This is a genomic window from Flavobacterium sp. PL02 (genome assembly GCF_035013205.1).
Lineage (GTDB): Bacteria > Bacteroidota > Bacteroidia > Flavobacteriales > Flavobacteriaceae > Flavobacterium.
This window is the reverse complement of the sequence record NZ_JAYGJP010000001.1, coordinates 1,141,646-1,157,470: the sequence shown is the minus strand read 5'-3', so window position 1 is coordinate 1,157,470 and position 15,825 is coordinate 1,141,646. Positions and strand designations below refer to the sequence as shown.

The window sequence follows — 15,825 nt, the reverse complement described above, 5'->3', positions numbered from 1 at the left end:
AACTCAAAGCTTTTCCTGATTGTCGAGTTACTTGCGGAGATTTCTCGTTCCTCGAAAAGACAAGATTGTGCGAAACGTAAAACATGAAACAAAAAAAAACAGAAACTAAAGAACACAAAAAAAAGTCCCACATTGCTGTGGGACTTTCTATATTTAGATAAACTAAAGAATTATTTTTTCTCAGTTTTTTCCATTTTAGCTTTCAATGCAGCTAATACATCATTGTTATCTCCTAAAGTTGCAGCTGGTGCATTTGTAGATGAGTTAGATGAAGTATTTTCAGTTGCAGCTTTCACGTTTTTCTCTTCTTCTTCACGGAAGATAGCAGTGTGAGAAGCAACTACTCTTTTGAATTCTTTGTTAAATTCGATTACTTTGAAATCAGCAGTATCACCTTTTTTCAATTTCTTTCCGTCTTCTTTTTCAAGGTGACGAGTAGGAATGAAAGCAACGATATCATCTCCGAATTCTACAGTAGCTCCTTTGTCAACGATTTCAGAAATTTCACCATTATGGATAGTTCCTACAGCGAAAGAATCTTCGTATTGATCCCAAGGATTAGCAGTAGTTTGTTTGTGACCTAAAGATAATTTACGTCCCTCAACATCTAATTCTAATACAACTACATCAAGTTTCTCACCAACATTTACAAATTCAGATGGGTGTTTGATTTTCTTAGTCCAAGATAAGTCAGAGATGTAAATTAATCCATCAATTCCTTCTTCTAATTCTACGAAAATACCAAAGTTTGTAAAGTTTCTAACGATACCTGTATGTTTAGAACCTACTGGGTATTTAGAAGTAATATCTGTCCATGGATCTTGAGTCAATTGTTTGATACCTAATGACATTTTACGGTCATCTCTATCTAAAGTTAAGATAACAGCTTCAACAACATCTCCAACTTTTACGAAATCTTGTGCAGAACGTAAATGAGTAGACCATGACATTTCAGAAACGTGGATTAAACCTTCAACACCTTCAGCAACTTCGATAAATGCACCGTAATCAGCGATTACAACTACTTTACCTTTTACTTTATCACCAATAGTTAAATTAGCATCTAAAGCATCCCATGGGTGAGCGTTTAATTGTTTCAATCCTAATTGAATTCTTGTTTTCTCATCATCGAAATCAAGGATTACAACGTTTAATTTTTGGTCTAATTCAAGAACTTCACTTGGGTGGTTGATTCTACTCCAAGAAAGGTCAGTAATGTGAATTAATCCGTCAACACCACCTAAGTCAATGAACACACCATAAGAAGTAATGTTTTTAACAACACCTTCTAATACTTGTCCTTTTTGTAATTGACCGATGATTTCTTTTTTCTGTACTTCGATATCAGCTTCGATAAGCGCTTTATGAGATACAACAACGTTTTTGAATTCGTGGTTAATTTTTACCACTTTGAATTCCATCATTTTGTTTACATATACATCGTAGTCTCTAATTGGCTTAACGTCAATTTGAGATCCAGGTAAGAAAGCTTCAATACCGAAAACGTCAACGATCATACCACCTTTAGTTCTGCATTTTACAAAACCATTAACGATTTCACCTGTTTCGTTTGCAGCAATAACTCTATCCCATGATTTAATAGTACGAGCTTTTCTGTGAGATAATACTAATTGACCTGTTTTATCCTCACGGATGTCGATTAATACTTCTACTTTATCACCAACTTTTAAGTTTGGGTTGTAACGGAATTCGTTTAAAGAAATAACACCTTCCGATTTTGCGTTGATATCAACGATAACGTCTCTATCTGTAATTCTAACAACTACACCTTCTACTACTTCTTCTTGATCTGTAGCGATGAAAGTTTTTGATACTAAGTCTTCGAATTCTTGTAAGTTTTTCTCATCTACTGCATCGATACCTTCTTCGAAGTTATGCCAGTTAAAATTTGCTAAAAACTCTTCTTGTGATTTTAATTGTTCAGACATGCTGATAAAAAATTTGTATTCTGCTTTTCTTGAGTTTCATAAAGCGATAGAAAAAACAGAAGTTGTTTTACATAAATAGTTGATACCTAATGGAAACTCTTCTCTGCCAAAAGGTCTGCAAAATTAATACATTTATTTGTAATAGCAAAACAATTCCAAATGATTATCAGCCAATTGTTCAGAAGCAGAAGATTTAACCGTTTTCAAGACCTAAAGTCCCGCTATTCGTTACAATCTTTTGTGCCGAACCCCGGCACAAAAGTATTTTCACTTCTATCGGGGCTAGATTAGAGGTTTTGTAATTTTTAAGAACTTTAAAAAGTTTAAAACCGAATTATCATGCGCAGCTACCTTTGTCAAAGTTTCAAACTTTGACAAAGGTTAAAATCAAACTTAACAGATTTTCAATAAAAATTTAATTTTGAATATTCTGTTTTACAACTATATCATTATTCATTACATTTTATATTTGCCAATAAAACCTTTTAAATGAAATCAGAAGAAAATTCCAAACCTAGCTTTCTGGCAATTGCAATAATGGCTTTGTTTTCCGTTTCAACATTAATGATGTTCCTATTTATATTTGATTTTTCAAATAATTATAAGATTATCAAACACGAAAATGAATTCAAGAAGCTTAAAGTAAAAATAGATTCTTCAGTAATATCTAATACTAGAAGCGGAAGAAGTTCTTCTACTTCATCAAGTACATTTTATTACTTTAATAAAGGATCCTATCTGAGCGTACAAGACACAAAAGGGATTCTTTTTGACTATAATTCATCCAATGAGTATATAAATGAATACATGACCAACCACATGGACTCCCTTAACGTATGGTATCTAAACAAAGTCACTGTAAAATATGCTCCTGAAGATCAAACAATAATTGACGTTTCAGAAGAAATAGAAACTAATCAGAAAATTGCTTTTTATTTCCTTATCTACATTGTATTCGTCTTTTTCACTATCAAGTTCAAAAACAGAATCTTCAAAAAAGTTTAAAACATAATTTCCTTACTTTTACCTTATGGCAATGACACTCGAAGAAATAAAACTAAAAATTGATACTTTCCATAAAAACGGACAAGTTATCAATGCTGTTTATTGGCTTTTAAAAAAGTATAACCTCAAGAATTCTAATTTAAAAGGATTTGAATTTAGAGAAAAAGCCGAACCTAGTTTTATCCTAATGACTACCGAAGGTGATTTTGGAAAACCACAAATCATCCGAATTCCAGAAAACACTTTCGAGTTTCCATTAGAATTAATGCTTATTCTTATTGCTCACGAAATGGTTCATGTAAACCAAAAGACAATAAAACCGTATGTTTTAGACAAAAACGAACGAGAATGGCAGGCTTATTACGAGATGAATTTTCATATTCTGTTTCCGAACCTTCCCGAAATATCCAACTTTCATAAAAAATTCTTCGCCACCAAAGGTCTGGAATACTACAACCGAATGGGCGAAGGCTCAGAATTGCAACAAAAATATGCTGAACAAAAAAAGCAGGTTGATAACCTGATTGCGTCGTTGGGGTGAAATATATAATTTTGAATAACAAAAATAAACAAAAATCCCGTTTTCTATAACTAGAAAACGGGATTTTAAAATATATCAATAAGTTCTTAATGACTCATATTTTCAAATTCTTTTGGATCATGTTTATGCTTAAATAAAATAGCAAAAGCAATCGCAATAACCAAGGCATAAGCTGCAAATGACAACCAGATGTTATGCCAGTCTTTCATTAAAATTTCGCTACCAAAAATACCATCAGGAGAAACTGTATTTCCATGGCTTTTTACAAATTCTAACATCTTAGGATTTGCAGCATCTGTTTGTAAAAATCCAGCTAATTCAGATGAGTTTTTAAATGATTTTGTAAAGAATCTATCTATTGCCCATCCCGAAGTTAAACTTCCTAGAATTGCCCCAACACCATTGGTCATCATCATAAATAATCCCTGTGCCGAAGAACGTATCTTAGAATCCGTATTACTTTCTACAAATAATGAACCTGAGATATTAAAGAAGTCAAATGCCATTCCGTAAACCACACATGACATAATAATCATCCATAAACCGTTTACAGGATCTCCAAAAGCAAATAATCCGAAACGTAATACCCAAGCAAGCATACTAATAAGCATTACTTGTTTGATACCAAAACGTTTTAAGAAAAATGGAATTGCCAGGATAAACAAGGTTTCAGAAACCTGAGAAATCGACATGATAATTGTAGAATACTGGATTACAAATGAATCGGCATATTTAGGAAAATGTTTAAATTCATCCAGAAAAACATCTCCGTAAGCATTTGTAAGTTGCAAAGCTCCTCCTAAAAACATAGAGAACACGAAGAATAAAGCCATTTTATAATTAGCAAATAACTTAAAAGCTTCTAATCCTAATGTTTCTGTTAACGAAGCATTTTCTTTAGTTAAACGTTGTGGCTTACATTTAGGCAAGGTAAACGAATATACTCCTAATATCAATGCCGCAATTCCGGCGATATAAAATTGATATTCTGTTGATTTATTTCCGCTAAGATTCGTAATCCACATTGCAACAATAAAACCTATTGTTCCCCATACACGAATGGGTGGAAAATCTTTTACGATATTTTTATTATTTAATTTAAGCGAAGTATATGAGATGGAGTTACTCAATGCAATTGTAGGCATATAGCAGCACATTGCAGCAAGCATAACATATATAAAAAGATCTGGAGTTGTAACTTGTGCTATTCCAAATAAAACTAAAGCATATGCTATATGTAAACCACCATATAATTTTTCGGCGTTTACCCATCTGTCAGCAATAATTCCTGTAAGGGTTGGCATAAATAAAGAAGCAATTCCCATGGTTCCGAAAACTAGACCAAATTGAGTTCCTTCCCAATTTTTTGTTCCAAACCAATAATTTCCGATTGTAATAAGCCACGCTCCCCAAACAAAAAACTGAAGAAAGCTCATTATAATCAATCTGTTTTTAATTCCCATATGATGAATTGTCTTTAAAATAAAATTAGGCGGTAAAACTACTATTTAAAATGAAATCTGCAAAGAATTAAGCTGTTTTTACAACATCATTCACTAATTCCATAACGGCTGCAAATTGTTCTTCTTTATTTAGGTAGGAATTATCTATCTCTACAGCATCATCAGCAATTACCAATGGCGAATCTTCACGGTGCGTATCGATATAATCACGTTCTTCTACGTTTTTCAAGACTTCTTCATAAGATACATCATCTCCTTTTTGTTGCAATTCGTCAAAACGTCTTTGCGCACGTGTACTTGCACTTGCTGTCATGAATACTTTAAGTTCCGCATCTGGAAAAACTACAGTTCCTATATCCCTGCCATCCATAACGATACCTTTATTTTTTCCCATTTCTTGTTGCTGCTCTACTAGCTTAGAACGCACCTGAGAAACTTCGGCAACCTTACTCACAAAACTAGAAACCTCGATTGTTCTAATTTCTTTTTCTACATTTTCGCCATTCAAGAACATTTCTCCAAAACCCAATTCGGCATTAAACTGAAAAGCCAATTGTATTGAAGGTAAACTAGCAACAAGTTTTTCTTTATCAAAAGAATCTGCGTTTATATATCCGTTTTTCATAGCATAAAGTGCTACGGCACGATACATTGCACCAGTATCAACATATACATATTCCAACTCTTTTGCTAATTGTTTTGCCAAAGTACTTTTTCCCGTTGACGAAAATCCGTCGATAGCTATTGTTATTTTTTTCAAAATATCGATTTTAATGTTTAAAGATAGTAATTCTATTATTTTATTTTTAGTCCTGAAAATTAATCGTTAACCCAAAAAGATTTGTGTTTGCTCCTAAACTATATCTGGAATAGGAATAATTAAATTTCAATTTATTTAATTTTAGTCCAAAACCTAAAGACATTCCAGAGAAATTGCGTTGCTCTAGAATTCGCAATTCTTCGCCTCTCCTAAAATTGTATCCCAGTCGCAAATTAAACGCTCTTTTAGGGAAAAGTTCAACCCCAAAAATCACGTGACGTAATGCATTATTAAAAAATGACACATTTTCTTCGGTTGTAGTTCCGTCAATACCAGTTTCTGCTCGTGCTGGGTTAGAGAAAGCAAGATTCCATTGCTGCAAATTCTCTAAAGTAAGATGCCATCGAATAGGCACATTTTCTAATTCTTGCGAAACTCCTGCAATTACCTCCAAAGGCAATTTTTCATGAATCCCTGAATAGGTACTAAATTGAGTTCCTATATTCCTGATGACCAAAGCCCAGTTTATATCATTTTTTTCATCAATATAAATCATCCCTAAATCCAGAGCTCCACCAAAAGAATGATAACTCTCGAGAGTCGAAGAAATCAGCTTGGCATTTGCCCCAATATGAATGTCTGTATATGGAATATTATAAGCGTACCCAAAAGATAATGCTGCTTCACTTCCTGTAAAATCGGAAGTTGCCTGACCATTCTCATCATATCCGTCAAAATTTCCGTAATTGACATAACTTACGCCTGCCTGAAAAGTTTGCAAATGCTGATCATATGTATATGCGTAAGAACCGCTACCATAAGTTACTTCGCCATAATAACTTCCATAATTTAATGCCAGACGATTACTCATATCCTGATTTAAAGTCGCAGGATTAAACAATACCTGGTTTACATCGTCGTCATAAATGGTGATTACTTTACCTCCTAAAGCGGCTTGTCTGGGCGAAGGCATTAGATTTAAAAACTGATAGGTATACTTACCTCCTATTTGCCCGTAGGAAACAGTACAAAAAGTAAATAAATAAAAGAATCCCAGTTTTTTTAGCATGCTTTATATATTGCTTTTACCTTTTACTAAAACGCAGCTGCGAAGATAAAATTATAATGTGACAAATTACAAATTGTGGATTTCAATTTAAAATAAAAATTCCAAAACCTAAACTTATTATGTATTGCAGCTTCTATCTGGCTTAACTCTTTGCCAAAGTAACGCGGATTAAACACAATATTCATTTTTATAGGAAAGACAAGTTTGGGGCTTACTTAACTTTTCTTAATTAATTACTCAACGGTAAAAAATTTAGCGAAAATGGCACGCGGATAACACAGATTTGCTAAAGCGAAAACATGGACAAACACGGATTTCTTCTCGTCCCGAATACTTAACTTTTCTTAATTACTTAATGGTGAAAATTTGCTTAAATCTTCTATGTATCAAATAAAAAATTCCAAACCCTAAACTTTTTATTATATCGTTTAGAATCTGGAATTTTATTTCAGATTTTGAATTGTCTTTTATTTCAAATCTTTAGCATTTTTAACTTTCTGATCTGTTAAAGCAAGAGCTAAAACTTCACTCATTTCTTTCACATAATGAAAAGTTAAACCTTCTAAATATTCTGGTTTTATTTCATCAATATCACTTTTGTTTTCATGACATAAAATAATCTCTTTAATGTTAGCTCTTTTGGCAGCCAATATTTTTTCTTTGATTCCGCCTACTGGCAATACTTTTCCACGCAAAGTGATTTCTCCAGTCATTGCAGTATTTTTCTTCACTTTAGTTTGTGTTAATAATGACACTAATGAAGTTAACATTGCAATACCTGCACTCGGACCATCTTTAGGAGTCGCTCCTTCTGGTACGTGAATATGAATATTGTATTTCTGGAACAATTCTGGATTCAATCCTAGTTTCTTAGCATTTGCCTTAATATACTCTAATGCAATTGTAGCCGATTCTTTCATTACAGTTCCTAAATTCCCTGTAATGCTCAAAGAACCTTTTCCTTCAGATATTAATGATTCTATAAAAAGAATATCACCACCAACGCTTGTCCAAGCTAGTCCTGTTACTACACCCGCAACATCATTGCTTTCGTATTTATCACGCTCTAATCTTGGCACACCTAATATCTTAACGATATCTTCGTCGGTTACTTTTTTATTGTACTCCTCCTCCATCGCTACTGATTTAGCAGCATTACGGATTACCTGAGCCATTTTATTTTCAAGATTACGAACACCTGATTCTCTGGTATATCCTTCAACAATTTTTTCTAATTGTTTTTTACCAATAGTCAAATCTTTTGCGGTTAATCCATGAGCCAAAAGTTGTTTTGGAAACAAGTGCTTACGTGCAATTTCTACTTTTTCTTCAATAGTATATCCAGACATTTTGATAACTTCCATTCTGTCTTTCAACGCTGGTTGGATAGCCGACATATTATTAGAAGTTGCAATAAACATTACTTTAGATAAATCATATCCCATTTCAAGGAAATTATCATAAAAAGCATTGTTTTGTTCTGGATCTAAAACTTCTAGTAAAGCTGATGATGGATCACCGCTATTACTATTTGATAATTTATCGATTTCGTCTAAAACAAAAACTGGATTAGAAGTTCCTGCTTTTTTCAAACTCTGGATTATTCTACCTGGCATTGCGCCAATATATGTTTTTCTGTGTCCACGTATTTCGGCTTCATCACGTAATCCACCAAGCGAAATACGTACATATTCTCTACCTAAAGCTTCGGCAACAGATCTTCCTATCGATGTTTTACCAACTCCCGGAGGTCCTGTTAAACATATAATTGGTGATTTCATGTCATTTCGCAATTTTAAAACTGCCAAATGCTCAATCATTCTTTTCTTTACTTCTTCTAAACCAAAATGATCTCTATCTAATACTTTTTGAGCATGTTTTAAGTCAAAATTATCTTTAGAAAATGTTCCCCAAGGTAATTCCAGAAATAACTCCAAGTAGTTTCTTTGAATACCAAAATCTGGCGATTGCGGATTCATTCTTCGCATTTTAGACAATTCTTTCTCGAAATGTTTTTGCGTTTTCTCATCCCAAATCTTTTCTTTGGCTTTTAGACTCATCTCGTCCATTTCTTCCTCTTGCGAAACACCACCCAATTCTTCCTGAATGGTTTTCATTTGCTGATGCAAGAAATATTCGCGTTGTTGCTGATCTAAATCAAAACGAACCTTTGATTGTATATCGTTTTTCAGTTCCAGTTTTTGCAACTCAACGTTCATGTAACGTAACGTTTCAAGCGCACGATCTTTTAAACCATTTATCGAAAGTAATCCTTGTTTTTCTTTCACCGATAAATTCATATTCGATGAAACAAAATTGATTAAAAACGATTGGCTTTCAATATTTTTAATTGCAAATGTAGCTTCAGAAGGGATACTTGGGCTTTCTTTAATAATCTGGATTGCTAATTCTTTTATAGAATCAACAATAGCATTAAACTCCGTATCGTTTTTGTCTGGACGCGTTTCTTCAACCTCTTTTACATTTGCAGTAATATAAGGTTCTTCAGAAATTACCTCAGCAATTTCAAAACGTTTTTTTCCTTGTAAAATAACCGTGATGTTTCCATCAGGCATTTTCAAGACACGAAGAATTCTCGCAACTGTTCCTACCTTATGAATATCATCTTTGGATGGATCTTCGTCTTCTTCATTTATCTGAGATACAACTCCGATGATTTTATCACCCGCATTTGCATCATTTATAAGTTTTATAGATTTATCTCTACCTGCAGAAATAGGAATAACAACTCCTGGAAATAAAACAGTGTTGCGTAAAGGTAAAATTGGTAACGAAAAAGGTAATTCTTCGTTATTCATTTCTTCCTCATCTTCAGGAGTCAATAACGGTATTAATTCGGCTTCAGAATCAAATTCTTGAAGTGACAGATTGTCAATAGTAAGTATTTTATGATTTGACATAGTATAATATAAGTCGTTTTGTCATTAAAAAAATAAATTCAAATCGCAAATTATCGAATAAACTTGCTTAATCTCAAATAAAAACGCCACAGGAGCTTAATTTATTTGCATAACTATAAAAATAGACAATCATTGTGCCAAACAAATGCAAACAACGACTTTGATTTTTAAGAATCGGCAATATAGAAAGTTTCGCTTTAAATTAAAGCCTCAAAAAAACTTTTATAAAAAATTTACATTTAATTTTATCAAAAGTGTAACAAACCAAAAAAACCACCGTCATTAATAAAAACCATTAGACGCTACTTGAATATAACTAACCAAAATATCGAAGAATTAATAACATTGTGCAAACAAAAGAATCAAAAAGCACAATTTGAAGTATACAACAGATACTGTAAAGCCATGTATAATGTTGCGTATCGTATTGTAAAAGACGAACACTATGCTCAAGATGTTATGCAAGAAGCTTTTCTTAAAGCATTCACCAAAATTGATGACTATAAACAAGAAGTCGCTTTTGGAGCCTGGCTCAAGAAAATCGTAATTAATTACAGTATTGATTTTTACAAAAAAAACAATAAGTTTCAAATAGAAGATCTTAGTAAGACTTTATATAAAATAGAGGAAAATGATAGTTTCTTTTCTGAAAATCTAGATCTGGATTCTCTAAAAGTAAAACAAGTCATGGAAGCTATTTTAAGCTTAAAGGATAACTATCGAATGGTTTTGACCTTATTTTATATTGAAGGGTACGATCAAGAAGAAATAAGTGAAATACTTACTATTAGCTATGCCAATTGCCGGACTACATTGAACAGAGCTAAAAACAGTTTAAGAAAAAAATTAGAGGAGATATGAAAAAGGAAAATGACAAATTAGACCAATTATTTGAAAAATTTGAAAATCAGTGGGATATTCAGGAGATGGAACCCCAACATGAAGCAGATTTTTTAAATAAATTAAAGAAAACAAAACCGAAAAAGAATTATACAATTACATATGCTATCGCTGCTTCGATAGTACTTATGCTGGGGATTTCTGTGTTTTTTAATGCAAATCAAAAACCAAAAGAATTAAAATTTGCCTCACAGGAAACTAAAAGAACAGATTCTATTTTTGGAGCTCTAATTGCCAATGAACTTGAAAAACTTCATGACAAGAAATCGCCCGAAAACGAGCAAATAATTAGCGATGCCCTTAAACAAATGAAAGTTATGGATAATGATTATGCAAAAATCATTACCGAACTACAAAAAAATGGCGAAAACAAACAGATTATTTACGCTATGATTAGCAATTTACAAACCCGTATTTCATTCTTGCAAAATGTATTAACCCGTATTGACGAAAATGAAAAATTTAAAAACAGCACTCATGAAAAAACACTATAACTTCCTTATCTTATTACTGATAATTCCCTTTTTAGGATTTGCAAACGACGATGGTTATTCGACAAAGCAAAAAGTTATCAAAAAAACCTATATCGTTAACTCTGATGCTGGAATAGATATAGACAGTAAATACGGAAATATCACGGTTACAACCTGGGATGAAGATAAAATTGATATTGAAGTAATTATAAAAGTATCTGGAAACAATGAAAACTGGGTAAACGAAAAATTAAACAGTATCAATGTAAATATCACAGCATTAAAATCAATGCTTACTGCTAGCACAAGCATTGGGAACTCAACATACAAAAGCAAAGGGAGTAATAATAGTTTTGAAATTAATTACACCTTAAAAATCCCAAAAAATGGAACTGTAAAGCTTAATAATAAATACGGAAATATCACTACAGGAGATTTAGCATCAACTACAGATATCTCTTGTAAATATGGGAAAGTAAACCTGGGTAGATTAAATGGGAATGCAAATACAATTCATATAGAGTACTGTCAAAATTCTAGCATACAATATATTAAAAACGGAAATCTAGAAGCTAGATATTCAGGACTTAAAATTAATAGTGCTGGAAGAATTAATCTTGACACCAATTATACTGATATTGTTATGGGGGATGGTCAGAATATTAGGTACGATTGTAATTACGGGACATTTAAATTTCAGAAAATGGGTTCTATTGCAGGAGCAGGAAATTATCTGACTGTTAATATTGGTGAAATTTTAAATACATTAAGCATAGATCTTAATTATGGTAATCTGGCTGTAGGCATCATAAACGAAAAAGCCAATAATATAAATGTTACCTCTGGATATTCGGATGTATCACTGGGATATGATAGCAACTATGCTTTTGACTTTGATATTTCGGCAAGATATTCTGGCATAAAAACCGATTCTTCTCTTCAGATTTCTAATAGTGAAGAAAAGAGTAATGCAAAAAAAATCGACGGGTTTTACAAGAAAAAAGGACAAAACAAAGTCGTTCTTACCTCAAGTTATGGAAGTATATCATTAGTTAAAAAACAATAAATCATTAAAAATCAATCAAAAAATGAAAAAATCAATTCAATTATTAGTTTGTAGCGTATTCTTTTTAAGTACAGTTGCCAATGCACAATGGTCTAAAGAACGCATAAAAGGAAATGGAAAAGTTGTAACCAATACTCGCTCAACTGGCTCTTATGATGATATTAAAGTAATGGGATCGTTTGATGTCGATTTAGTTGCAGGGAAAGAAGGTGCAATTATAGTTAAAGCCGAAGAAAATTTACAACAGTATATTAAAGTTGAAGTTGAAGGCAATGTCCTTAAAATTTACACCGAAAAAAACAAAAATATTAGTTCGAGCATGGGTAAAAACATCCAACTAACTATTCCTTTCGAAAAAATATCTAGTGTTACACTTTCAGGATCTGGAGATGTAAAATCTAAGAGTACAATAAAATCTGATTCTTTTTCGGCAGCGTTATCAGGCTCAGGAAATTTAGATCTAGATGTTGACGCAACTTCATTTAACCTTGCTGTAAGTGGTTCCGGAGATGTTGTTTTAAAAGGAAATACTGGAAATTTCACAACAAAATTGTCTGGTTCTGGCGATATCGATTCGGATGCATTAAAAGCTAAAAATGTAGATATTACCATTTCTGGATCTGGTGACAGCAAAGTTTTTTGTAGCGAAAACCTAAAAGCCAGAGTTTCGGGTTCAGGCGATATTCAATATAAGGGAGATCCCAAAACAAAAGATACCAAAGTAAGCGGCTCAGGAAGTATCTCTAAAGCCTAAAAAATAAAGATCCCAAAGAAGCAATAATTATTAAACAAAAAAAACTAACTATGAAAAATATAATTATTGCTTTTTTATTAAGCATTGGTTTTTCATGCTCAAGTCAGCAAAAAATAAATACTCTTAGCGAAAAAGAAATTTTCGCATCTATAGATAAAAATGCCAATGCATTACTAAAAGATTCAAAAGCCTATTCGGTTTCTATTGGTGTAATAAAAGACGGTAAAACGTATACCAGACATTATGGCGAAATAGATAAAGGAAAAGGAAATAAAGCCACAAACGAAACACTATTTGAAATAGCGTCTACTACTAAAGTATTTACAGGAACTCTTGTTGCAAATGCAGTTTTAGATGGAAAATTAAAATTAGACGATGATATTCGAAAGTATCTCAATGAAGGATTCCCGAATTTAGAATTTAAAGGAACTCCTATCAAAATAAAAAATCTAATTACACACCGAAGCGGAATACTAACTCCTTTTCCTAATACCAAAGAAATAAGACAAAAATTTAGTCCTGATAGCTTTCTTGTTCATAAAAACAGACTAGATAAATCTTACACCAAAACTGATTTTTTTAACGCTTTAAGAAAAGTAAAAGTTGATACTTTACCAGGCTCAAGCCCAGCGTTTAAATACGGAGCTTTAGGTCCCGAATTATGTGCACATATTTTGGAAAATATTTACAAAAAAAATTATGAAGACCTATTGCGTCAGGTGATTTTTGACAAAGCAGGAATGAAAAACACAAAGGTAAAATTAGCTCCTAATGATGTTCTTGCTAATGGTTATAACGGAAGTGGATTGTTAATGACAAATTTATCAAGCAATCTTTGGGGAGCTTCAAAAATGCTAAAATCTACAATGAGTGATTTAATCAAATTCATAAAATTTGAATTGGATACGACTAATAAGGTTGTAATAGAATCGCATCGAAGAATCTATGTAAATGGCGATATGGGCTATTTTTGGGAAATTCAGGAAGATAGTAACAAAAAGCTTAGTTATGCCAAAGATGGTGGCTCTAATGGGACGCAAAATATACTGAAAATATATCCTGAATATAATTTAGGTTTTATAATTATTATGAATCAAAGCGATAACAACTCAGGCACTTACCTTGAAGCTGCATCTCTAGGTTTATTGACCGATTTAAAAAACTCTGGCAAATAAAGCCGAAGGGATATAATCCCTAAAAAACCCTTTTAAAACTCGATAAAAATGAGACGGATAATTTATATTTTCCTTCTGGTGCTTTCTTGTGCCCTGTCTTTTGGGCAATAAAGAGAATATACCGGAAAACCAGCAAATAAAATCATCGCCTTAGATAACCTAAAGGTTAGCACTGCATCATTAATGACGAAGTATAACCTTAAAGGACTGAGTGTTGCTGTTTTTGAAAACTATAAAATGATAATGCCAAGCAAATGCTCGCTAAAATCGAAAACAGAATGAACAAATAAATCATCAGCTAGAAAAATCAATGTGTGTTTCAAGCACCTTCTTTTAGCTAACAATCAAAAAAATAGAAATCATGAAACAAAAATTACTTTTTCTCATTGTTTTTTTAAGTTGTTCTATGATTATTGGACAACCAAACAAGCAAAGAAATTTAGATTCTTTAATGAGATCAGCAAATGAAACAGGGATATTCAATGGAAATATAATCGTTGCCAAAGAAGGTAAAATCATTTATGTGTCACAATTGGGATATACCGATTACACTAAGAGCAAAAGACTCTGCTACGAATCCTCTATGCCTATTGGCTCTATTAGTAAAGAATTTAATGGTGTTGCAATACTACTATTAAAAGAAAAAGGAAAGCTAAAACTGGAAGATAAGGTTTCTGATTACTTAACCTATTTACCTGAATGGGCAAATGAAATTCAAATACAACATCTTTTACAATACACCAGCGGTTTACCCAAAATATCAAAAAATACCGAAGCTGAGTATATTTCGGAATTGAATAAAATAAAAAAACTAGAGTTTACTCCCGGAAAAGGATATAATTATAGCAATGCCAATATATTTCTTCAGCAGGAAATCATAAAGAAAATCACATCCCTTTCTTATCCTGATTTTATAAAAGAAAATCTTTTTGAACCACTAGATATTGAAGGTGGAGAAATCCCTAAAGACTCCATACTTTCTTTAAACATGGCAGGTTCATTTGATAATGATTATAAAGAAACAACCTTTATTCATGGTGGTGGCGAAATGTATTTTACCATTAGTGATTTATTTTATTGGGTTAAAGGTCTGCATGATGGAAAATTAATAAATCAAAATTCTTTACATATACTTTCGCAAAAATTTGATATAAACTCTGAATCTAACTTAGGAAATGTAGTTATTAAAAAAGGGAAGGTTCTGGAACATTCTCATCAAGGATCAGGAAATAATTATGAATCATTTATTTTTTATAGAAATAAAGATAATTTAACTATAACAATGATAACTAATAATCAAAATTTTAAACTTCCTGAAATTGCAGAATCAATCATTAATATACTGGATAACAAACCTTTCTCTGTACCCAAAAAATCTATTTATTTAGATATTAGAGGTAAATTACTTAATAATTACGATTCAGGTATTGCATTTTACAATCATATTAAATCAAAAGAAAAAGATAAATACGATTTCTCGAATGAAGTTTCAGATTTAGTTAATACGGGAAAATACCTTATGAGAAGAGATAAATATGATGATGCTATCAAAATATTTACGATAAGTGCTACTAGTATAGACCTTTCTAATTTAAATAGAAATTCAAATACATATACTTTAATTGGTGAATGTTATTTAAAAAGTAAAAACAAAAAAATGGCAACAGTTTTCTATAAAAAAGCCTTAGAAGTAGATTCGACTAATAAATTAGCTCAAGAGATGTTAAAAGAAATTGTAAACAAATAATT

13 protein-coding genes are annotated in these 15,825 nt (G+C 32.0%); 8 read left to right on the top strand and 5 right to left on the bottom strand.

Going from position 1 to position 15,825, the window contains the following annotated elements:
- Window positions 1–170: 170 nt before the first annotated feature.
- A complete protein-coding gene (rpsA, locus tag SHI72_RS04855; RefSeq protein WP_039114576.1) occupies window positions 171–1,949 on the bottom strand; it encodes a 30S ribosomal protein S1 in 1,779 nt (592 codons plus the stop codon).
- 489 nt (window positions 1,950–2,438) lie between these two features.
- Here rpsA and SHI72_RS04850 point away from each other — a divergent pair, with 489 nt between their 5' ends.
- Together SHI72_RS04850 and SHI72_RS04845 are read left to right on the top strand one after the other, a co-directional pair.
- The gene (locus SHI72_RS04850; RefSeq protein ID WP_323489227.1) at window positions 2,439–2,954 is read left to right on the top strand and encodes a hypothetical protein; all 516 of its coding nucleotides are present in this window, start codon (window positions 2,439–2,441) and stop codon (window positions 2,952–2,954) included.
- A gap of 25 nt (window positions 2,955–2,979) precedes the next feature.
- The gene (locus tag SHI72_RS04845; protein WP_323489226.1) at window positions 2,980–3,495 is read left to right on the top strand and encodes a hypothetical protein; all 516 of its coding nucleotides are present in this window, start codon (window positions 2,980–2,982) and stop codon (window positions 3,493–3,495) included.
- 86 nt (window positions 3,496–3,581) lie between these two features.
- On the opposite strand, the gene SHI72_RS04840 is transcribed toward SHI72_RS04845, so the two are convergent.
- The 4 genes from SHI72_RS04840 to lon form a co-directional block, all read right to left on the bottom strand.
- A complete protein-coding gene (locus tag SHI72_RS04840; protein WP_039114583.1) occupies window positions 3,582–4,958 on the bottom strand; it encodes a nucleoside permease in 1,377 nt (458 codons plus the stop codon).
- Window positions 4,959–5,025: 67 nt separating this feature from the next.
- On the bottom strand, window positions 5,026–5,718 hold the full coding sequence (gene cmk / locus SHI72_RS04835; protein ID WP_039120412.1) for a (d)CMP kinase: 693 nt from the start codon (window positions 5,716–5,718) through the stop codon (window positions 5,026–5,028).
- Between the two features lie 46 nt (window positions 5,719–5,764).
- Window positions 5,765–6,787 carry a type IX secretion system protein PorQ gene (porQ, locus tag SHI72_RS04830; protein ID WP_039114587.1) on the bottom strand — a complete coding sequence of 341 codons (1,023 nt, stop codon included), beginning with the start codon at window positions 6,785–6,787 and terminating at the stop codon, window positions 5,765–5,767.
- 467 nt (window positions 6,788–7,254) lie between these two features.
- Window positions 7,255–9,708: an endopeptidase La gene (lon, locus tag SHI72_RS04825; protein WP_039114589.1), complete on the bottom strand. Its 2,454-nt coding sequence runs from the start codon at window positions 9,706–9,708 to the stop codon at window positions 7,255–7,257.
- 306 nt (window positions 9,709–10,014) lie between these two features.
- Here lon and SHI72_RS04820 point away from each other — a divergent pair, with 306 nt between their 5' ends.
- The 6 genes from SHI72_RS04820 to SHI72_RS04795 all read left to right on the top strand — a co-directional run bounded on the left by SHI72_RS04820 (window position 10,015) and on the right by SHI72_RS04795 (window position 15,823).
- A complete protein-coding gene (locus tag SHI72_RS04820; RefSeq protein ID WP_035627285.1) occupies window positions 10,015–10,569 on the top strand; it encodes an RNA polymerase sigma factor in 555 nt (184 codons plus the stop codon).
- Window positions 10,566–11,102 (top strand): hypothetical protein, encoded by a 537-nt coding sequence (locus tag SHI72_RS04815; RefSeq protein ID WP_039114591.1) that lies wholly within the window; start codon window positions 10,566–10,568, stop codon window positions 11,100–11,102. Before SHI72_RS04820 ends, SHI72_RS04815 begins: the two co-directional genes overlap by 4 nt.
- Window positions 11,086–12,147: a hypothetical protein gene (locus tag SHI72_RS04810; RefSeq protein ID WP_323489224.1), complete on the top strand. Its 1,062-nt coding sequence runs from the start codon at window positions 11,086–11,088 to the stop codon at window positions 12,145–12,147. The genes SHI72_RS04815 and SHI72_RS04810 overlap by 17 nt, the downstream gene beginning before the upstream one ends.
- A 22-nt stretch (window positions 12,148–12,169) precedes the next feature.
- Window positions 12,170–12,901, top strand: coding sequence for a head GIN domain-containing protein (locus tag SHI72_RS04805; protein ID WP_323489223.1), 732 nt, complete (start codon window positions 12,170–12,172; stop codon window positions 12,899–12,901).
- A gap of 50 nt (window positions 12,902–12,951) precedes the next feature.
- The gene (locus SHI72_RS04800) at window positions 12,952–14,076 is read left to right on the top strand and encodes a serine hydrolase domain-containing protein (RefSeq protein ID WP_323489222.1); all 1,125 of its coding nucleotides are present in this window, start codon (window positions 12,952–12,954) and stop codon (window positions 14,074–14,076) included.
- 361 nt (window positions 14,077–14,437) lie between these two features.
- On the top strand, window positions 14,438–15,823 hold the full coding sequence (locus tag SHI72_RS04795; protein ID WP_323489221.1) for a serine hydrolase: 1,386 nt from the start codon (window positions 14,438–14,440) through the stop codon (window positions 15,821–15,823).
- The last annotated feature ends 2 nt before the right edge of the window (window positions 15,824–15,825 follow it).